The sequence below is a fragment of the Streptomyces sp. NPDC006335 genome (genome assembly GCF_040612795.1).
Lineage (GTDB): Bacteria > Actinomycetota > Actinomycetes > Streptomycetales > Streptomycetaceae > Streptomyces.
This window is the reverse complement of the sequence record NZ_JBEXQX010000008.1, coordinates 334,022-354,070: the sequence shown is the minus strand read 5'-3', so window position 1 is coordinate 354,070 and position 20,049 is coordinate 334,022. Positions and strand designations below refer to the sequence as shown.

The following is a 20,049-nucleotide window of genomic DNA, read 5'->3' as shown; positions in this document are numbered from 1 at the left end:
CGAGCCGCCGCGGCACCGTCACTTTCGGCAGACCAGCACACCACTGCGGGTGCCGATCCGTATCTCTCCCCGGCTTTCAATGCGCTCGACGACCATGGCCCGGAGTGTCGCCAACAGCAGATCCTCTTGGAACGATTCTTCGGGTGTGAGGCTCGGCATGTAGGAACGGAAGTAATTCAGCACCGGATCTGGCTGGGTGACGCGGATGGCAGCCGTGAGGGACCGTGATCGCACCACGGTGAAATCCTTTCCGAGCACGGCTGGCGCATCTTCCAACGTGAAGCCTCGGCTGAATGACAGTCGCTCGTCCCCGGCTCGTCCGAAGACCTTTCCGTACGCTGCCTGCCACAAATTCCCAAGCTCGGCCTTGTCTCGTCGCGAGTTGGTCGAAACAATGAGAATTCCCCCTGGCCTGAGCACTCGATGGAACTGACGTATCGCCGCCGGGATGTCGGGAAGGTGATACAGCATGTGCATGGCCAAGAGCGCGTTCGCCGAGGCGTCTCGCAACGGAAGGCGCATCGCGTCTCCGACCACCACCGGCGCGGCGACGCTCCGGAGCATCGCCAACGAGGCATCGAGCCCGATGGTGGTACGCCTCACGCCGGGACGCACCTGGCGCAGCCGCTGGAGGTACGCGCCGTTGCCGCAGCCGACGTCGACCACGACTCCTTCGACCTTTTCCAGCTCCTCGACGGCGATTTCCGGCAGGTCAATGTAAGGCTGTTGGTACTGATAGAGGGATTGCCTTGCTCGGAGATATTTGGCATCACCGTATGCGGATTCCGACAGCCGCTTCCGGTCGACGTAATTCTCCATTCGCTGTCCTTCTGTGGTCAACTTCCGGCCTTGGCCATGGCTTCGGCCACCATGCTCCATATGGTGCCCGGAGTCGCAAAAGCCCCGAGAGTCAGCGAGTCGTCCGGAATGGAGACAGAGAAGGTCGTCTCCAGTTCCAGGAGTAGCTGGACCGCGCCGAGGGAGTCGAGTCCAGCGGCGTTGAGGTTAGTGTCCGGCAGAATCTGATCCCTGTCGAGTCCTGGAACCGCGGAACAGAGCAGCGCTTCAAACGCTTCGTCCCAGGGGCGCGTGATCATATTGGCAACTCCATTTCGTCCACCTTCATACGGGCTTTATGGCGCGATGGTCCATGTGCTGCTTGCTGATACGCATTCGCCGTACGGTCTCGGGCAGATCAAGTGGGTGGCTGTCCTCCCAGGCAATCATATCCTCCATAAGTTTCCGGACGGTCGGTTTCATGGTCGGAAGGAATCCCTCCTTGCGAATGTACTTCCATGATCCGTGCCCGCCGGTGGGTTCGTCATACGGCTGCAACGCAATGTGGAGGGTGCGTCGTATTTCGGTCGCCGGGCACGAGCCACGGTGAAAGGCGTGGCCGTTCATCAGGAGCACATCACCGGCCTCGCAGACCACTACCTTTTCCCCGGGGAGGCTGCCGAATCCGTTTGCCAGCTGCTCTGCGCGTTCCGCGTCGGTGAGGGGCCTGCGGTTGGATCCCGGGATTATATGGAAGAAGCGGTCCTCCACCAGCGCCAGGTTGATGTAGCAGTGGGTGGCGCCACCGGCAGGGTCGTAGCGTTCATCGTCACCGAAGTCGCGATGCCAGTTGAGGTCGTAGTCGAAAAGCTCAGGCGACCACAGTGCATGTGCAGCCCAGAACCGGAGTCTTTCACCGAGAATCTCCCGGATCAGGTCCATGAGTGGCTGCTTCTCGAACACCTCTCCGTAGCTGGGGTGATAGAGGTCGGGCCGAAGGATGTCGTTGACTCCCCAGGTGTCGGCGTGCTGCTCATCCTTGACCGTATAGCGAGTCAGGTAGTTTTCGGGATCCGCGTTGACCTTGCTGATGGTGCCTTCCAGGGCGTTGAGCAGCTCGGCGATCTCCGCACCTGAGAAGAGTCCTTTCACGACGGTATAACCGTCACGAGCGAATTGCTCCGCGTAGGTATTCACGTTGCTGTCCTTCCGTCCAGTTCAACGGACAGGTGTGTGCCGTCTGAATACAGCCGGGCGCCGGCACCGTCCGGTCCGGGCCGCCAACCTGACGGGAGCTGGCCTATGAACAGCTCCGGGTGGCGTTCCATGAGACGTCGTGCGAGGTGATTGCGGAAGCCCGCGCCGTGAGCGATGGCTCCTGTGTCCTCGATCAGGAGAGAGCCGGTGAGAGTGCCGCTCCACACGAGAGTGAAACAATCGAGGCCGGCCGAGGACTCCCGGGGCAGTACAAGGACTTCGTCGCTCTGCCCGAGTTGTGAACAAGTGTCACGGGCCACGTCGTGCAGGTCTCGGAGCCGACCTTGCGCATGGCCGATGGTGTGAAAAGGGCCGGAGCGCTCCCCCGCCCAACACCGGGCCTGGACCAGATACAACCGGCTGTCGTCCAAGCCGAAACCGAACTCGACTTCGACCAGGCCCTGGTCGTCATACCAATGCCTTATCTCCTGGCATGCAAGGGCGAGCGCTTTCAGATCCTCTTCGGCAAGCGATCGCCCCGTCACGGCTCCCTTGGCGGCCCCGTCGGGGTCACAGTGATACCGCTCCCGACGGGGGGGATACTTGCCGTCGGCTTCCACGACGAGCTGCTCGCCGTCCATCCAAGCCGCTCCGAGCGCTTTGAAGGGGTGTGCCGCCATGACGATCAACCCCCCGGTGCGCTCTGACCATTGCAGCATCGGGTCCAGGCTCCAGGTGGTATATGCCTTCGTGAACGAAGCGAGCAGCTCTGGAACCAATGGCGAGTTCGTGAGATCGGCGCCTTCTGCCAAGCGCGTCGAGTTGCATCCGCACCCGATGTCCTCTCTGCCGCCGACAGCGGGAGGCAGGACGAGACTGGTCCGCAGGATCAGCGGGTGTGGAATCCGGGCGGCACACGACTCGAGCAAATCACGAGCGAACGATGTAAAGGGTCGAAAATAGTCGACAGTTCCCTCAGGCACGTCGCCGGGCGACGGAAACTCCGGGTAGGACAATCGTGGTGCGGGGCCATGGAGCTGATGGAACTCACCGAGGAGCGCGGCCGGCAGCACACAGAACTCCGGAACCACGAAACTGCAGTCACGGGCAAGGTGGTAGAGATCCATCAGCGCAGAAGCCTTGTGTCCGACCAGCTCGGGGCTCACCGCGGTTCCCAGTTCGTCGCAATGGATCACCGCGTGGCCTCACTGAGCTTCAGCAGGCCCTCCAGGTCTGTATCGCGGCGCAGCGCACCTGCCCAGAGTTGCAGCGCCTCGTCGGAGTACAACTCCTCATACGCCAATGAGTCGTTGGCGGGCAGTACACCGAGGGCGGGTATGCCGCACGATGCTTCGACCTGCCGTAGGGAGCGTTCCACGATGGGCGAGGCCGGGGTGTTGGCGATGACGAATCCACCGACAAGGTCCCGTATGTCATCCGGCAGGCACTGATAAGTGCCGATCAGCGCGGCGGCGGCGGTGCCGTGCGAGAACTGGCCGGTCAGCACCACAGGCGCGCCGAGCCGACGAGCCACGGCGACATTGGGAAGATCTTCGGCCGGATCGAGTACCACGGGACTCCCAGCACCCTCGACGACTACGTGCGCGTGCTCGCCCACCACGCGGTCGATCGCGTCGTTCACCGAGGAGACCAGTGCCTGACGCATTCCGTCTCGGAGCTGCGACAGCGGCACGGTGTCCCGGCAGGGCAGATCGACATCGACCGGAAGGTGGCCTTGCAGTTCCAGCCGCCCCGAGGTGGGACCGGTCTGCACGACAGCGGCCGGACAGTAATCGGGATGGGGAGCGAGACGAGCTGCGGCCAGGTGATGCGGCAGGTAGCTGCCGACGTTCCGAGACGGTTCCTCGTCCCGCCCGCGCAGTACGACCAGCGCCTTGAAGGGGGCTGCCTTCGCGCCGCGATTGCTCAGTGAGCGCAACAGGGCGGCAGAGAGCAGGGTCTTGGACGAATACGCCCCGGTGCCGAGAATCGTGATCACACCCAAGGTGCCGCACCTTCCCTGGTGTTGAGGGGCACGCACGCAAGGGGCGGCTGTGCACGACGAGAGCGGAACATCGCGACGTAGGCCGCCGCCAGCAAACGCACGGACAACAGATGGCTCTTCAGCTGCAGTTCTTCGGGCGCGGAGGCCCGCAACCACTCCAGAAAGAGCGTTCGCTTGCCCACGACCGAAAGACGTTCCGCAGACTTCGGCGGCGGCTCGAATTCATGCCGCGACACTGCATCACCGCCGATCAGACGCCGGTTGCGCAGTATCTCCACCACGAAACTCTTGCCGCCGTCTGGACCATGTTCGTCCTGCGCCCGCACCGACAACAGGTGGCCCATGTGGGCCGTGATGCGGTCCTGGGCGAACTTCCCGTTTCCCTTGTACGTGTCGACAGGCAGGTCGCGCCAAGCACGGTGGGAGAGACCGGTCTCCAGCACGGACAGGTTGCCGAGAGAGATCGTCCGCGCGCCACGTCGGGCGGACCAGCTCAGCTGCACATCCGTTTCACCGCATGCGGATGCTGCGGTGCCTGATATCTCTTCGTTTCCTCTCCTTCCCATTCCGACGTCTCGAAGGAACTCCTCCGGCTCCTGCGCAAATATGTCCTCCGGGGTGGTGTGTTGGACGGCGAGCTCAAGCCGGTCTGCCCAGGGCACACGCCACGCTCTCTCGTTGATGCACAACATCCACGCCGTGAGGTCGACGAAGTGGTACCCGCTGTGCAGCAACGCCCCGTACCCGTGCCTGTAAGGGTGGTTCTCCCGCCCCAGGAACTCCTCTGGCATGTTCCAGTAGCCAGAGGAGTGGTACAGGTCGAGGTAGGTGACAGGAAGGCCGGTCTCTTCCACCGCTTCCCGAAGTGTCCTGTGCACGAGGGCGATGCCCGGATGCCGTCGTCGCGGCACCATCACGGTAGCGTCGCCTGCCGAGTCGTCGAAGCGCTTGACGAGCGCCTCAAAGTCACGAACGAGGCGCTCTGCCGATTCATCGTCGAAATTCATCGAATGGGCACTGATCGGTTTGTCCACAAGAACGCGTAAACCGTGGCCTGCGGCCCACTCCAGGTAACGCAGGTGCAGCCGCGGATCTGTGGAGATCACGGCAGCTTGTATCGCTCCCGTGTGTACGAGGGCGTCCAGACGCCTCAGTTCACCCGCCGCAGCTTCGGCATCACCCAGAAGGATCACGTGTGACGGTGTCAGGCCGGCCCGTCGAAGGCGAGCGTTCACCTCTCCGCGTCGTGCCTCCAGATCGACCACGACTGCCAGCTGCGCTTCCCCACTGCGTTCGAGCTCCCTGACCAAGGGCAAGTAAGCGTGTTCCGCGTGGAGGCCAAGCCCGATGATCGCCAGTTTCGTGCTCATCCGACGGCGACCCGTTCCGGCCACAGCAGACGCGCCACCTGCCCACTCAACTCGATTCCTCCGCTGAGGGCTTGGGCCCGATGAGCCCTGGCCTGTTCACCCGGCATCCGGAAGGGACCGGCCGCGCGAGCGTGCCCCAGAAAGCGCTCCATATCTTTGAGGAACTGCTTTCGGGACGTCGCCGCATCGAGACGCATCACCAAGAAGACATCCGTCTTCTCGGGCGGGTTCTCGCTGCGCCGAGTGCCCTTGACACTGTGGGCCGGCGGGCCGCCCATCACGGGACCGGCGAGAAATGCGGCGAGCAGAGAGATCAGCATGCCTTTGTGGCCTCCGCCGAGCGGGAGCAGCCCGCCTTTCAGCGCAACATGCGGATCGCGGGTCGGCTCGCCGTCCGGCCCGACCGCTGTTCCAGGCGGAAGGGCGTGACCTTGCTCAGCGCGTCGTAACAACTCGCTGCGAGTCACCGCCGCAGTGGAGAAATCGGCAGTCAAGTGTCCCTCTCCCGTGGGCCAGCAATAGGCGATCGGGTTGGTACCGAATACTGGATCTCCGCCTCCCGGCAACACGACACCGGGCTCGGACGCACTCATCACCAGCGCGAACGAGTCCTCTCCGGCTGCCTGCTCAGCCCATGGACCGAGGGTGCCCAGGTGCCCCGCGTTGTGGACGCCGACCAGGCCCAGTCCCGTCGACTCCGCAAGCTCCCTGGCCAGTGCGATCGCCATGGAGGCTGCCGGAGGCCCCAGACCGTGGGCTCCGTCGACCACGGCGGTGGCGTCCGTCTTCCGTGTGCGCCGTCTGCTCGCGGCGGGCTCCAGGGTGCCTCTACGAATCATCTCGTCCATCTGCAAAAGGCGTTGCAGACCATGCATCGGGTAGCCGCGTAGATCGCCTTCCACGAGATGCCGGGCGGTGCATTGTGCATCGCCTTCGGGGACGCCGAGCCCCCGCAGCATGTTCACAGCGGCATGCTGCGCGGACTCGGCGTCCACTCTCACGATGGTGTCGGAGTCCGTGCTCCACCAGCCGTCCGACTTCATCATGTCGAAGCCGAACCTGGTCGAACGGAGCCGAACGACTCCACCATGTCCAGGAGCTCGGGCATCGGAGCCAGGGGTGATCCAGCCTCGGCGTCGCAGAGCCGGTCGGCCTTGAGCAGTTGCCGAATGTGCTCGTCGGTCGCGCGATGAGCCGCTCGCAACGCCTGGTTGGCGCAGATCACGCCCGAGATACCCGCCTGGTCGGCACGAGTGAAGGACAGCTGTGGATAGGTGGTCGGGATGACGATGAGCGGACAGTCACGCAGAGGCCACTCGCGAGCGAAGTCGATCACCTCGTCGGGAAGGCCCGACTTGGAGTGGACTATCAAGGCGTCCGCGCCTGCCTCGACATACCGCTTCCCGCGCTCACGCACCTCTGGTGGTGTCTCGCCGGCGATCAGCCCTTCCGTGCGTGCCACGATCAGAAAGTCCGGATCGCGGCGCGCCAGACACGCCTGACGAAGTCGCGCGGCAACGATCTCGGGGTGCTCGAGCGACTCAGGACGGTCGGCGTCACGGTCGAAACTGTTGCGCCGCGGAAACGCCTTGTCCTCGATGGAGATGCCGGCGGCTCCGCGCAACTCCAGCTCCTGCACCACGTGACCGATGACCTGCTCCCCACCGAAGCCGGTGTTGCCGTCCACCAACAGTGGGAGGCCGCTGCCTCTGCGGATGTCAGCGGTACGCCTCAGCAGGGTCTCGTAGGTGACACTCTCGTTGTCAGGGAGCCCCTTCGACGCGGCGATGCACAGCCCGCTGATCCACAACGCCCGCGCTCCGGCGCGCTCCGCGAGCCTGGCGGACAGGGCGTCATGAACGCCGATCAACCTCAGCGGGCCGGGCCGTTCCGCGAGTAGGTGACTCAGTGCTCCGCGCAGCCGCATGAGGCATCCGACTTTCCACACGAGCAGGCACCGGGAGCGGGGTTCGCCTCGACGCCCATACCGGCGCTGACGATGTTCTGCGCCGTGCAGTTCTGATCCTTTGCCGCCGACCGGAAGTCGCGGTACGCATCCGGATCGGACCACATGTCCACGAAGTTCTTGTCGAGGATGTTCCCCAGTACGTAACGGCGGTCGTCCGGGGCGCCGACCAGGTAACTGCAAGGGAATACATCGCCGTTGGTCGACAGATAGCCCGCGGCATCACCACAGGCACACTTGATGACGTAGGCGTTGTGTCCTGAAGGGAACTCGTCCTCCAACACGTACACGGGTTCCGGAAGGCCGAGCCTGGTGGTGTTTCCTATGCTGCGCTCCAGCAGAGCCTGCTGCACCTCACGCACCTGATTCTTCGCACGCAGCAGAAGTGCCTCGTTCTCCCGCGCGGTTCCGGCCGCGAACATCGGCTTGGCCATGAAGGAACGGGCGCTGTGCTCGCTCACCAGGTCATAGGTGGCGACGGTGTCGTCCCTGTTGTCCTCGGTGATGGTCAACCGAGCCTCCACCGCAATGCCCAGCTCTTCTGCTTCGCGCAGGCTTCGCAGAGCGCCCTTCATCGCGCCTTTGCGACCGCGGAAGGCGTCCACGCGCTCCTCGTCCACACCGTCCAGGCTCAGATGCAGGACCACCTGGTCGAGACGGTCCCCAGCGGCCTGAGCCAGCTGCTTCATACGGACCTGGCCCGAACCGCTCGTGTTGAGTTGTACCTCGAGGCCACGGTCGAGGGCGTGTACCAGGAGAGCGCGGGTACGGGGCCATACGAGGTTGAGCATCGCTTCGCCGCCGGTGATGGTGACCTTCTTCAGCCCCATCTCGTCGACACAGAGGTCCACGAAACCGGTCAGCTGCTCCATCGACAGCTGGGAATCTTCCAGCCTTTGCCGGTACTTCGTCCGGTTGAGTTCCGGGACATAGCAATGCTGACAGTGCAAGTTGCAGTAGTAGGACACCGCGATCCGCATATGGTCAATGCGGCGTTTGCGTGGAGTGGTTCGTACTGCGGCCGAGTCGCCTAATGTCTGTGTCAAACTACAGCCTCCGCATTCCTGTAAGTGTGCCCTCCACGGTCACACTTGATGCCGTACGACGGGTTCACACTTCCGCGAGGAACAGGGCGCCAAGTCGCGTCGCCATCACGCCGGTCTGCCGACCAATTCCGCGTAGCGTCCTGTTGGTTCGAGTGGCGTTCTGTTGGTCAGAGTAGCCTTCTGTTGCAGCCTGGATCAACGATGCTTCAGAGAGATTTGTTGAAACAACCACTAGTTGGTAATTCGATGGAACAGTGTTTACCAAGTGAGGCCCGGGAGGGGTGAATGACCATGGAGAACAGGGAGCGTCACCTGGATGATCTTCCTCTGCGTGGTGGTGCGGTCGTGGTGGTCGGACAAGAGATGCTGCTGATCCGCTACGCCCCCGAGGACGGCGAGAAGTATTTCATTCCTGGCGGAGGAGTCGAAGCGGGCGAAACCCCTCGTAGTGCGGCAGAGAGGGAGCTGACCGAAGAAACAAACCTCACGGGAGTTGCGGAGCGGGAGCTCGCCGTCGTGCGCAACCATGACCGGCTGGAGCACTACTTCTTGATGCGGCTCGAAGATCCGGAAAGCGCCAAGGAACGGGCAACCGCAGGCGACCTGGCTCGCGGGCAGAAGTTGCAGTGGGTCAACGTGGCCGACCTGCCGGACACCCCGGTCTGGCCCAAACGGCTGGCCTGGCGGATCGCCCATTGGCACGACACCGGTTGGCCGCAACAGCCGGCGGTCTTCAGCGACTCCATCCGCGACCTGCACGCACCATGCCGGTGGTAGTGAGGCCCAACGAACTCCAGAGGGCCTGAGCCCGCAACTGGGCGACGGTCAGCCGCCGTCAGGTGAAGCACACTTGGCGGTGGGCGACCGGCACCCCCTCCAGCAACGAGGCCGAGCCGACGGGCAGACATGATGACTGGGCGTCGGACGGGTCCGCCGGGGCCGGGGCGGTCGGGGCGCGGACAGCACCCGGCGGGTGCACCTGACCGCCACTGACGAGGCCGCACCGGCCTGGCCCTCCTGCGGTGTGTTCGCCGTACGCGTCAAGGGCTTCCTGTAGATCCGGCCACGGCATCTGCCCTACAGCGAGCGGTGGTTGGAGCTGGTGCGGCACAAGCGGTGCCGGTACGGCACCGACCCGGCCGGCCCACGCCGACCCTTCACCGGGCAGGTACGCCAGGTCCCGGCCGGAGCACGGATCACGACCCGGGTGCGGGTGACGGCTGGGCGGCGAGTGCGGGACGCGGGTCCACGGTCGTCCAGGCGGCCCGGGACTTGCGCCTGTCCCGGCTCACGGTGATGACGCCTTCCGCACCGCCGGACAGGAAGGGACTGCGGCGGCTCTCGAACCGGTGGCGGTCGACGAGACCCGGCAGGGCCCCCTCGACCTGGCGAGCAGGCCCCGGTCACGCTTCCTCGGGCGCCCCGCACGGCCGGCGCGGACGGCCCGCGACCCGGGGTGGAACAGCACGATGTGGAACGCGCTGATCAACCCCGGGCCATCGGGATGACATTGCTGACCGCGTGTCTAGGTTTAACGAACTACCGATGATCGGACGGAGGCCGCGTTCTCTGCAACATCTTGTAGTCGGTCTTGCCACTGCGCGTCACCGGGATTTCGGAAACCATATTCCAGTACCTCGGCACCATTGCAGAAGGAATCTGCTTGTGCAGAAAATTCCTCAACTCCTCGCTGGGGACCTGCTCCTTGGCCAAGACATAAGCCCGCAGCTCCATTGACTCACCCTGCGTCTCGACCGTTATCGCGCACTGAGTCACATGGGGATGCCGTTCCAGCGCGCGTTCCACCTCATCCAGCTCGACTCTTACACCTCGGACCTTGACCTGCCGGTCCATGCGACCGAGACAGTAGACAACCCCGGATTCGATGCATGCCATGTCACCTGTGCGATACAGCCGCCTGGTCGGGGAGAACGGGTCGAACGGGTCAAGAAAAAAGGGATCCCCAGCAGACTCGTCCGATCCGACGTAACCAGCGCCTACGGGCCTTCCTCCGACGAACAGTTCTCCCGTTTCCCCCTCCGCCGCCGGTCGCCAGCCGTCACGATCGGGCACGAGTACATATAGCGCCGAGTTTGCGATGGGCAGGCCTATCGGGATGCGCCGGAGCTTGAGATCATCGGATTCCACCACGTGTTGTGCGACGTCATCGGAGCACTCACTCATGCCATACGCGTTCATGAGCCGAGCCGTGGGCAAAATATCAAATACGCGGGCCGCAAGTTTTGGGCTCAGTTCTTCACCGGTGGAAATCATCCATCTGACACGGGGAATTCGATCTGCGGATGCGTGCCTACCCAGTTCCTCCAGGAAAAGACCTAGAATCGTAGGCACCATCTGCACTATCGATACGTCGAGCCGCTGTAGAGCACGGGAGTGCCCCCGGGGGAAGTTCGCGTCCCGCTCCGATATGACCGCTACACGGCCGCCGGCCAGCAGGCCGGCAAGCATCTGCCACATCGATATGACGTAGGTGGGCGATGCGTTGAAAGCGACGACATCGGTCGGTCCCAGCCCTAGCGCCACATTCATGTGCCAAAGATGATTGATAAGAGCACCATGCTCCACAATCGCACCCTTGGGCAGGCCAGTACTTCCAGACGTGTAAATGATGTACCGTTGCTGTTTGTCACTCTCGGCGTGGGTTGGCACATCGCCGATCCAAAGGTCCCCGACCGGCGGGTTCACTGCTTCCATGAAAAGCACGCGACTACGTGTGGCTGCAGTCGCCAGCAATGAATGTTCCGCATGCCGGTTCGGGGCCTCTGCTGCGAGCGAGAGTAGGTGCGAACATCGCGCTTGAGACAGCACCTGGACGAGTCGAGTATCAGGCCATTCCGCGGAAACGGGAATGTAGACGCCTCCGATCCGCTCCAACGCCAGGAAAGCGACCACAGTGTTGATGCTCCGTCTGCCTGCTACAGCGACGCGAGCCCCGGCACCACAGCCGTGATTCTTCAAAAAGCGAGCCATCCCGCCAACTCTCTCATTCAAGTCGGCATACGTGACCTCTTCTCCGTCACTGGCGTGCAGGGCTACTTTGTTCGGCTGTTTTCCGGCATGAGTGGCAACAACTCCCGATATGAGGAGGGTCGATGGTACGGTTCTGCTTTCCCCCCGAACAACTGCATGGGCTGCGTGTTTGATCGCTTCGGAAGAGAAAACTGGATCGTTGACGGGGAGATTCGCGCCCTGAGTCACTCCTCAATCCTCTCTGGCACTGACCGCCACAAGATCACCGTGACGACGAAACAGTCTGGGCCAGGAAATTCCTTGTGAAACGCATGGGATGCTCAAGTGGCTCAGCGTCCTCCATGGCTGCCCCGACCACGAGAGCCTCGATGGCCAACAAGATCCGGTGGGCGGGGAACTCTGGGAAGTACAGGTCGTGGACAACGAGCGAGATCGTTCGACTGTCTTCCCGGAGGGCCACCGACAGGAAGCGAGCTGGTCCCTCATACAGATTTTCGCGCTGCTCGACCTGTGTCAGGCTCATGGCATCGCGGAGGTTATCCGTCAGCGTCTTGTGGTTCTCGCCTTTCCGGGAACTCCGCATGTCGTTGAATGCGAAGTCGAACACTCTCTTACGCTCGCTGTTTTCGTCGAGGTCGTCGAGTAGCTGCAGGAGAGCCTGTTCATCGTAGTGACTGAACCGATAGCCCCTGACACTCGCTTGCCATGCGCCAGGAAGCAGGGCGTTGAAGGGCATGTCCAGCGAGTCCAATATCCCGGGCGCGCTTTGGACAAGTTCCCCGACGAAAGCACGCTCCTCGGCGCTGAAACGATTGGAAGCTGCCAACAGAAATGAACATTTGTTTCGCCCGATGAGCGCACCGGCTACTACCGAGACTGCGGCCAAATAGACCGCAGATGTACTTACTCCATACTTCTTCGATATGATGGAAACTGCCGTCCCTAACGCAGGAGAAACCATTGCGGCCGACCTGCTGGTGATATCGTCCTGCGGGAATTTCTCCAAAACCTCCCTCCAGTATTCAAGAGCGCGGGCGCTCTTCTGCTGCCCATTCTCCGATTGCTCCAGCTGAGCTCGCTCTATTGGCTGCATGGGAGGGGTCGATGACTGGTCGTGTTTCCCGGACAGGTGGGCGTCGAGCGCAGCACTCAGCGCCCTGCAGCCGTGGGCGTCAACTGCCAGGTGGGAGCATCGACATATGATATGCGTGGGAACGTCGGCACAGACCAAAACGGCGAACAAGACCCCGAACTCCGCTTCGGTGTCAAAGCGTTCTCGTTTGAAGTGGCTTATCGCGTCCTGAATGGAAACGCCTATCGTCGACTCTTCGGCCTTGATGATAGGGACCTTCACTGATCCCGCTTTTTCAACCTTTTGATAAGGTTCTCCGTCGGCACGCAACGGAAAGACCGTCCTGAGTGACTCAAATTCCTCGTAGGCCCATTTGATGGTCGCGCAGACCTCACTGAGGGTTTTCCCTGACGGAAGTTTTTGGGCATACACGAACGGTCGGTACTTGAGGCGAGACCCTCGCCAAGTCCTCCGCTGCGGCCACGTGAGGGCGGCAACCGCATCGCGCCTACCTTCAAAGGAAATCGCGATTTCGTCCATTTTGCCCCTATCTGCTCTTCCATCTCGAAGTCACACACCATGGCGCACATCCGCCCTGCACGCCCAAGGTCATTAGTTGTCCCTCATGTCTACGCTGTCAAGGGGAAGGGAACACGCCTGCGATATGCGCAAGGGAACGCACTGACCCTTGTCGAGCAGGTGAAGCGGGAGGCCGTGCGGTTGGAAGCGACCGAGTGAGGGTTTTCACCGGTGCCGCTTAGTAATACCGTGCTCTTGGGCGCACCGGCGGATTGCGGTAAGAAGGCGCGCGGCAGTCCGAGACAGGACTGCCATGTGCCAACGCCGCGAATCGTCAGCGGGTCGTCAAGTAGTTGACAGGTGCAGTGCGTGGATGGCGACGGACAGCGCGGGCGCGGCGGTGGCGCTGCTGTCGAGGAGGGCGTCCGCTGCGGCAAGGTGGAACATTCCGGCCTGTTCGGACACGGTGAGTTCCCGCAATGCGGAGGCGACGTCGTGGGCATGCACCGGGCATCGGATGTCGTCGGTGAATGGGACGCCGTCGCGGGTGCCGGCAACCAGGGCGTGGACGATGCGCGCATGGTACGGATCTGCCCCGCCCGATGATCGATGAGGTGCGCCTGGCGACGGTCGGCGGTCCTGGCGGATCGGAACAGCGATCGAGGGTGCCACGAACCCGCCGGTCAGGACCCGTCCCCTCAGCACTCGATGATGTTCACCGCCAACCCACCCCGCGCCGTCTCCTTGTACTTCACGCTCATGTCCGCCCCGGTGTCCTTCATCGTCTTGATGACCTTGTCGAGGGACACCATGTGCGAACCGTCCCCGCGCAGCGCCATCTTCGCCGCCGTGACCGCCTTCACCGCGGCCATGCCGTTGCGCTCGATGCAGGGGATCTGGACCAGGCCGCCCACCGGGTCGCAGGTCAGGCCCAGGTTGTGCTCCATGCCGATCTCGGCCGCGTTCTCGACCTGTTCGGGGGAGCCGCCGAGGACCTCGGCGAGGGCGCCCGCGGCCATCGAGCAGGCCGAGCCGACCTCGCCCTGGCAGCCGACCTCGGCACCCGAGATGGACGCGTTCTCCTTGAAGAGCATCCCGATGGCGCCCGCGGCGAGCAGGAAGCGGACCACGCCGTCCTCGTCCGCGCCGGGAACGAAGTTCATGTAGTAGTGCAGGACCGCGGGGATGATGCCGGCCGCGCCGTTCGTCGGGGCGGTCACCACCCGGCCGCCGGCCGCGTTCTCCTCGTTGACCGCCATCGCGTACAGCGTGATCCACTCCATGGAGTGGGCCAACGCGTCGCCCTCCGCCCGCAGTTGGCGGGCCGTCATGGCGGCCCGCCGACGCACCCGCAGACCGCCGGGCAGGATGCCCTCCTGCGACATGCCCCGGGACACACAGGCCTGCATCACCCGCCAGATCTCCAGCAGCCCGGCCCGGATCTCGTCCTCGGTGCGCCAGGCCCGCTCGTTCTCCAGCATCAGGGAGGAGATCGACAGGCCGGTCTCCTTGGTCAGGCGCAGCAGCTCGTCACCCGTGCGGAAGGGGTACTTCAGCACCGTGTCGTCGAGCTTGATGCGGTCCTCGCCGACCGCGTCCTCGTCCACGACGAAGCCGCCGCCCACCGAGTAGTACGTCTTCGACAGGAGCTCGGCGCCCGAGGCGTCGTACGCCCACACCGTCATACCGTTCGCGTGGTACGGGAGGGCTTTACGGCGGTGCAGCACCAGGTCGTCGTCGAAGGAGAAGGGGATCTCGTGCTCGCCGAGCAGCCTCAGCAGACCCGCGGCCTTGATCGCCGCCACCCGGTCGTCCGCGCCCTCCACGTCGACCGTACGAGGAGAGGCACCCTCCAGGCCGAGCAGCACCGCCTTCGGGGTGCCGTGGCCGTGGCCGGTCGCGCCGAGGGAGCCGTACAACTCGCAGCGGACCGAGGCGACGGCCGGCAGCAGGTCCTCGTTGCGCAGGCGGCGGGCGAACATGCGGGCCGCGCGCATCGGGCCGACCGTGTGGGAGCTCGACGGGCCGATGCCGATCGAGAACAGGTCGAAGACCGAGATGGCCACGGGAACTCCTTCACAAAGGGTGGGGGCACACGTCGTCGGGTGCCCCCACCGTGGAACTGCTCGAACTACTTGTTCAGGCCGGGGTACAGCGGGTGCTTGTCGGCCAGGGCCTTGACCCGGGCCTTCAGCGACTCCACGTCGTAGGACGGCTTCAGCGCCGAAGCGATCACGTCCGCGACCTCGGCGAAGTCCTCGGCCGTGAAGCCGCGGGTGGCCAGGGCGGGCGTGCCGATCCTGAGGCCCGACGTCACCATCGGCGGGCGCGGGTCGTTCGGGACGGCGTTGCGGTTGACCGTGATGCCGACCTCGTGGAGACGGTCCTCGGCCTGCTTGCCGTCCAGCTCGGACTCGCGCAGGTCGACGAGGATGAGGTGCACGTCGGTGCCGCCGGAGAGCACGTTGACCCCGGCCTCCCGGGCGTCGTCGGCCGTCAGACGCTCGGCGAGGATGCGCGCACCGTCCACCGTACGCCGTTGGCGCTCCTTGAACTCCTCCGAGGCCGCGACCTTGAAGGACACCGCCTTCGCCGCGATCACGTGCTCCAGGGGGCCGCCCTGGAAGCCCGGGAAGACGGAGGAGTTCAGCTTCTTCGCGAACTCCTGCTTGGCGAGGATGATCCCGCCGCGCGGGCCGCCCAGCGTCTTGTGGGTGGTGGAGGTGACCACGTCCGCGTACTCGACGGGGTTCGGGTGCAGCCCCGCGGCCACCAGGCCCGCGAAGTGCGCCATGTCGACCCACAGGTACGCCTCGACCTCGTCGGCGATCCGGCGGAACTCCGCGAAGTCCAGCTGCCGCGGGTAGGCGGACCAGCCCGCGATGATCACCTTGGGCCGGTGCTCCTTGGCGAGCTTCTCCAGCTCGGCCATGTCGACGAGACCCGATTCGTCGACGTGGTAGGCGACGACATTGAACTGCTTGCCGGAGAAGTTCAGCCGCATCCCGTGGGTCAGGTGACCCCCGTGCGCCAGGTCCAGGCCCAGGATCGTGTCGCCGGGCTGGGCCAGCGCGAACAGCGCGGCCTGGTTGGCGGAGGCACCGGAGTGGGGCTGCACGTTGGCGTACTCGGCGCCGAACAGCTCCTTGAGCCGGTCGATCGCGATCTGCTCGGCCACGTCGACGTGCTCGCAACCGCCGTAGTAGCGGCGGCCCGGGTAGCCCTCGGCGTACTTGTTGGTCAGGACCGAGCCCTGCGCCTCCATGACCGCGAGCGGAGCGAAGTTCTCCGAGGCGATCATCTCGAGGGTGGACTGCTGCCGGTCCAGCTCGGCGTCGACCGCGGCGGCGATCTCCGGGTCGAGCTCGTGCAGGGGCGTGTTCAGTGCGGACATCAGGTGCGGACTCCTCAGCCGGCGGAAAAGGCGGTGTACTCGTCGGCGGAGAGCAGGTCGGCCGGCTCCTCCGAGACGCGTACCTTGAACAGCCAGCCGCCCTCGAAGGGGGCGGAGTTCACCAGTGCCGGGTCGCTGACGACGTCCTCGTTGACCTCGGTGACCTCACCGGAGACGGGGGAGTACAGGTCGCTGACCGACTTGGTCGACTCCAGCTCGCCGCAGGTCTCGCCCGCGGTCACCGTGTCACCGACCTCGGGGAGCTGGACGAAGACGACATCGCCGAGCGCGTTGGCCGCGTGCTCCGTGATGCCGACCGTCGAGACGCCGTCCTCGGCGCCCGACAGCCACTCGTGCTCCTTGCTGTAACGCAGCTGCTGGGGGTTGCTCATGGCCTGAATTCTCCTGTACGCGGGGGAGTGCTGATGAAGGGGGGACTGCGGAAGGCGTGCGTGAGCAGCGACTCTGTGCCCAGCATCACTTACGGCGGCTACTTCTGGCGCTTGTAGAACGGCAGCGCCACGACCTCGTACGGCTCGTGGCTGCCCCGGATGTCGACACCGACCCCGGCCGTGCCCGGCGTCGCGTGCGCGGCGTCGACGTACGCCATCGCGATCGGCTTGCCCAGCGTGGGGGAGGGGGCGCCGGAGGTGACCTCGCCGATCACCTCACCGGCCGCGACGACCGCGTACCCGGCACGCGGGACGCGACGCCCCTCGGCGACCAGTCCGACGAGGACGCGCGGGGGGTTCTCGTCGGCCCGGGCGGCGGCCTCCTGAAGCGCCGCGCGGCCCACGAAGTCGCCCTCCTTGTCGAACTTCACGACCCGCCCGAGCCCGGCGTCGAAGGGGGTCAGCTCGCGGGACAGCTCGTGCCCGTAGAGCGGCATGCCCGCCTCCAGGCGCAGCGTGTCCCGGCAGGACAGCCCGCAGGGGACCAGGCCGACGCCCTCGCCGGCCTTGGTCAGCGCCTGCCACAGCTCGACCGCGTGCTCCGGCTTCACGAACAGCTCGAAGCCGTCCTCGCCGGTGTACCCGGTGCGCGCGATCAGCGCGGGCACCCCGGCGACCGTGCCCGGCAGACCGGCGTAGTACTTGAGCCCGTCGAGGTCCGCGTCGGTCACCGACGCGAGGATCCCGGGGGACTTTGGCCCCTGTACGGCGATCAGGGCGTAGGCGTCCCGGTCGTCGCGCACCTCGGCGTCGAAGCCGGCCGCGCGCTCGGTCAGCGCGTCGAGGACGATCTGGGCGTTGGAGGCGTTGGCGACGACCATGAACTCGGTCTCGCCGAGCCGGTAGACGATCAGGTCGTCCAGGATGCCGCCGTCTTCCTGGCAGATCATGGTGTAGCGGGCCCGGCCGACACCGACCGAGGCGATGTTGCCGACGAGGGCGAAGTTCAGCAGCGCGGCGGCCTGCGGCCCGGTCACGGTGATCTCGCCCATGTGGGAGAGGTCGAAGAGCCCGGCCTTCGTGCGCACCGCGTTGTGCTCGTCGCGCTCGGAGCCGTAGCGCAGGGGCATGTCCCAGCCGGCGAAGTCGGTCATCGTGGCGCCGAGGGAGCGGTGCAGGGCGTCGAGCGCGGTGTGCCGGGGTGCAGAACTGGTCATCGGACGTCGTCTCCAGAATCCAAGGCATGACAGGCGAGGGCGTTCCTCCCCATCTGTCATCGGAACCTGAGAGGTTCGCCCTGATCACGAAGTGACCTCGGGCTTGCACCGTGGGTGGGGCCGCCGACGTCGGCGGCCCGCTTTTCAGATGTGCCTCGCCCGCGCGGTAACGGGGCCTGAGAGATTCAAGGGAGGGACTTGCTCCTTCGGCGCCCGGGTACACGTACCCGGGACTCTCCCGCGCGGATTCAAGCGGCCGGTATGCAGTTGGCGCCGACATCATTGCACGCATCGCAGGCCGAGGGCAGGGCAGCGTCCCGCCCTCCCCTTCGTAACCGGCTTGTGGCGGTACGCGTACAGAAACGCGAGAGATCGTCCATTACCTTCTCTTTACGCTCGGTGGGGAGGGGAACCCCGACCCCGGAGGAGGACGATGACGGTGAACAGGACCAGGGCGTACGCGACGACCTCGGGGCTCGCGCTGCCCGAGCAGCCCGCGGCCCCGGCCGTCGAGGCCCGCGGCACCCGCCCGGTCGTCCGGGACCTGCGCGACCGTGCCGGGCGCGGTCCGCACGCCCTGCTCTTCCGCCCGGGGGACCTCGTCGTCATCACCGGTCTGCCCGGCAGCGGCAAGTCCACGCTGATGAAGCGTGCGGTGACGGGGATACGGATCGACTCCCAGGACACCCGCGACCGTTGGGACGCCAAGCTGTCCCGCTTACTGCCGTACGCCGTCTACCGCCCCCTGGTCCGGCTCGCGCACTACGCGGCCCTGCGCCGCGCCCTGCGCTCCGGCGAGGGGGTCGTGGTGCACGACTGCGGGACGCAGGCCTGGGTGCGGGGCTGGCTGGCCCGGGAGGCCCGGCGCCGGGGCGGCACCCTGCACCTGCTGCTGCTCGACGTCACGGCGGACACCGCGCTGGAGGGCCAGCGCGAGCGCGGCCGGGGGGTCTCGCGGTACGCCTTCCTGCGGCACCGGGGGGCGGCCGCCCGACTGATCCGCTCCGTGGAGCGCGGCGATTTGCCCCCGGGCTGCGGCTCGGCGGTGCTGATCGACCGGGACGCGGCGAACGTGCTGCTGCGGATCGGGTTCACCGGCTGAGCCGTGCGGGTTCCCCGGGCCGAGCCACCTGTGTGCCGCACCCGCTAGCCTTTCAGCCACATCAACAGCGGTTCACAGCAGGCGGTCAGACAGATGGACTTCCCGGCGGATCTCCCCGCGGACTTTCCAGGGCAGGCGCACCCGCACCCCCATCCGCACGGCGGATGGCCCGGCAACGAGCTGGAGGAGGTGCTCTCGGCCTCCCTCGGCATGCCCTCGGCGGGCGGCCGGATCATCGAGGTGCTCGGCCGCAGCTTCGTCTGGATCCCCCTGCCGAACGGCGGCGGCCCGCACAGCGGGCCCCTCGACCTGCCCACCCTGGAGATCGAGGGCCAGGCGTTCGTCCCGGTCTTCAGCTCCGAGGAGCAGTTCCGCCAGGTCGTCGGCAGCCATCTGTCGTACACCATCGCCCCGGCGGTCGAGTTCGCCCGCGGGCTGCCCCCGCACGTGGGCATCGCGGTGAACCCCGACGGCGTGGTCGGCGTCCCCCTCCCGCCCGCCGCCGTCGCCGACCTCTGCCGGGTGGGCCGCACCCCGCTGGACGGGCCCAACACCGGTGGCCGGGTCAAGCTCTACGAGCCGGACTGGCAGGACGACCCGGTCGACTTCCTGGCCGCCGCGTCCGCCGAGTTCGAGGCCACGGGGGTGGTCCGCACCGCCCGCCGCTGCCTGGCCGCCATCGAGACCGCCGACCCGGTCATGTTCGTGGGCGTGGAGCTCTCCCAGTGGGAGGGCGACCTGCGCACCCTGCCGATGGACGCCCTCGGCCGGGCCCTGGGACGGACCCCGGTGCCGTGGCCGGTCAACCTGGTCCTGCTGGACGTGGCGGACGACCCGGTGGGCCACTGGATGCGCGGACAGGTACGGCCCTTCTACACGCAGGGCTAGCCCAACCCGCCGAGGGGCGCGGGGCACAACTGCGCGACAAGCAACGGACGCCGCACCCGCCGACGACACACGGGTCCCGAGCTCGTGGGCGCTTAAGCTGGTTTCATACTCGG

19 protein-coding genes and 1 riboswitch are annotated in these 20,049 nt (G+C 65.5%); of the genes, 3 read left to right on the top strand and 16 right to left on the bottom strand.

The window, feature by feature from the left end:
• Positions 1–18: 18 nt before the first annotated feature.
• The 9 genes from ABZ098_RS24110 to ABZ098_RS24070 are packed head-to-tail and all read right to left on the bottom strand — an operon-like array spanning position 19 to position 8,295.
• A complete protein-coding gene (locus tag ABZ098_RS24110) occupies positions 19–819 on the bottom strand; it encodes a class I SAM-dependent methyltransferase (protein ID WP_356594332.1) in 801 nt (266 codons plus the stop codon).
• Positions 820–836: 17 nt separating this feature from the next.
• Positions 837–1,097: a phosphopantetheine-binding protein gene (locus ABZ098_RS24105; protein ID WP_356594330.1), complete on the bottom strand. Its 261-nt coding sequence runs from the start codon at positions 1,095–1,097 to the stop codon at positions 837–839.
• 25 nt (positions 1,098–1,122) lie between these two features.
• A complete protein-coding gene (locus ABZ098_RS24100) occupies positions 1,123–1,974 on the bottom strand; it encodes a phytanoyl-CoA dioxygenase family protein (protein ID WP_356594328.1) in 852 nt (283 codons plus the stop codon).
• Entirely contained in the window at positions 1,971–3,140 is a 1,170-nt protein-coding gene (locus ABZ098_RS24095) for a hypothetical protein (protein ID WP_356594326.1), read from the bottom strand. Before ABZ098_RS24095 ends, ABZ098_RS24100 begins: the two co-directional genes overlap by 4 nt.
• A gap of 26 nt (positions 3,141–3,166) precedes the next feature.
• Positions 3,167–3,973 (bottom strand): AAA family ATPase, encoded by an 807-nt coding sequence (locus ABZ098_RS24090; protein WP_356594324.1) that lies wholly within the window; start codon positions 3,971–3,973, stop codon positions 3,167–3,169.
• The gene (locus tag ABZ098_RS24085) at positions 3,970–5,349 is read right to left on the bottom strand and encodes a Gfo/Idh/MocA family oxidoreductase (protein ID WP_356594322.1); all 1,380 of its coding nucleotides are present in this window, start codon (positions 5,347–5,349) and stop codon (positions 3,970–3,972) included. Before ABZ098_RS24085 ends, ABZ098_RS24090 begins: the two co-directional genes overlap by 4 nt.
• A complete protein-coding gene (locus ABZ098_RS24080) occupies positions 5,346–6,395 on the bottom strand; it encodes an Ldh family oxidoreductase (protein ID WP_356594320.1) in 1,050 nt (349 codons plus the stop codon). Before ABZ098_RS24080 ends, ABZ098_RS24085 begins: the two co-directional genes overlap by 4 nt.
• On the bottom strand, positions 6,392–7,276 hold the full coding sequence (locus tag ABZ098_RS24075; protein WP_356594318.1) for an isocitrate lyase/phosphoenolpyruvate mutase family protein: 885 nt from the start codon (positions 7,274–7,276) through the stop codon (positions 6,392–6,394). Before ABZ098_RS24075 ends, ABZ098_RS24080 begins: the two co-directional genes overlap by 4 nt.
• Complete coding sequence (locus ABZ098_RS24070) at positions 7,255–8,295, bottom strand: radical SAM protein (RefSeq protein WP_356594316.1); 1,041 nt, start codon at positions 8,293–8,295, stop codon at positions 7,255–7,257. Before ABZ098_RS24070 ends, ABZ098_RS24075 begins: the two co-directional genes overlap by 22 nt.
• A gap of 351 nt (positions 8,296–8,646) precedes the next feature.
• On the opposite strand from ABZ098_RS24070, the gene ABZ098_RS24065 reads away from it, so the two are divergent.
• Positions 8,647–9,138 carry an NUDIX domain-containing protein gene (locus tag ABZ098_RS24065; protein WP_356594314.1) on the top strand — a complete coding sequence of 164 codons (492 nt, stop codon included), beginning with the start codon at positions 8,647–8,649 and terminating at the stop codon, positions 9,136–9,138.
• A 762-nt stretch (positions 9,139–9,900) separates the two neighbouring features.
• Here ABZ098_RS24065 and ABZ098_RS24060 read toward each other — a convergent pair.
• The 7 genes from ABZ098_RS24060 to gcvT form a co-directional block, all read right to left on the bottom strand.
• Positions 9,901–11,580 carry an amino acid adenylation domain-containing protein gene (locus ABZ098_RS24060; protein ID WP_356594312.1) on the bottom strand — a complete coding sequence of 560 codons (1,680 nt, stop codon included), beginning with the start codon at positions 11,578–11,580 and terminating at the stop codon, positions 9,901–9,903.
• A 34-nt stretch (positions 11,581–11,614) separates the two neighbouring features.
• Entirely contained in the window at positions 11,615–12,964 is a 1,350-nt protein-coding gene (locus ABZ098_RS24055) for a condensation domain-containing protein (RefSeq protein WP_356594310.1), read from the bottom strand.
• A gap of 324 nt (positions 12,965–13,288) precedes the next feature.
• Positions 13,289–13,450 (bottom strand): hypothetical protein, encoded by a 162-nt coding sequence (locus ABZ098_RS24050; protein WP_356594308.1) that lies wholly within the window; start codon positions 13,448–13,450, stop codon positions 13,289–13,291.
• A gap of 191 nt (positions 13,451–13,641) precedes the next feature.
• Positions 13,642–15,009 (bottom strand): L-serine ammonia-lyase, encoded by a 1,368-nt coding sequence (locus tag ABZ098_RS24045; RefSeq protein WP_356594306.1) that lies wholly within the window; start codon positions 15,007–15,009, stop codon positions 13,642–13,644.
• A gap of 65 nt (positions 15,010–15,074) precedes the next feature.
• Positions 15,075–16,337, bottom strand: a complete 1,263-nt coding sequence (glyA, locus tag ABZ098_RS24040; protein WP_356594304.1) for a serine hydroxymethyltransferase — start codon at positions 16,335–16,337, stop codon at positions 15,075–15,077.
• A 14-nt stretch (positions 16,338–16,351) separates the two neighbouring features.
• The gene (gene gcvH, locus ABZ098_RS24035) at positions 16,352–16,729 is read right to left on the bottom strand and encodes a glycine cleavage system protein GcvH (protein WP_031058756.1); all 378 of its coding nucleotides are present in this window, start codon (positions 16,727–16,729) and stop codon (positions 16,352–16,354) included.
• Positions 16,730–16,827: 98 nt separating this feature from the next.
• Complete coding sequence (gene gcvT / locus ABZ098_RS24030; RefSeq protein ID WP_356594302.1) at positions 16,828–17,946, bottom strand: glycine cleavage system aminomethyltransferase GcvT; 1,119 nt, start codon at positions 17,944–17,946, stop codon at positions 16,828–16,830.
• Positions 17,947–18,100: 154 nt separating this feature from the next.
• Positions 18,101–18,197: riboswitch (glycine riboswitch) on the bottom strand.
• Between the two features lie 182 nt (positions 18,198–18,379).
• On the opposite strand from gcvT, the gene ABZ098_RS24025 reads away from it, so the two are divergent.
• Both ABZ098_RS24025 and ABZ098_RS24020 read left to right on the top strand, forming a co-directional pair.
• A complete protein-coding gene (locus ABZ098_RS24025) occupies positions 18,380–19,048 on the top strand; it encodes an AAA family ATPase (RefSeq protein ID WP_356594300.1) in 669 nt (222 codons plus the stop codon).
• A 93-nt stretch (positions 19,049–19,141) separates the two neighbouring features.
• Entirely contained in the window at positions 19,142–19,936 is a 795-nt protein-coding gene (locus ABZ098_RS24020) for an enhanced serine sensitivity protein SseB (RefSeq protein ID WP_356594298.1), read from the top strand.
• Positions 19,937–20,049 lie beyond the last annotated feature (113 nt).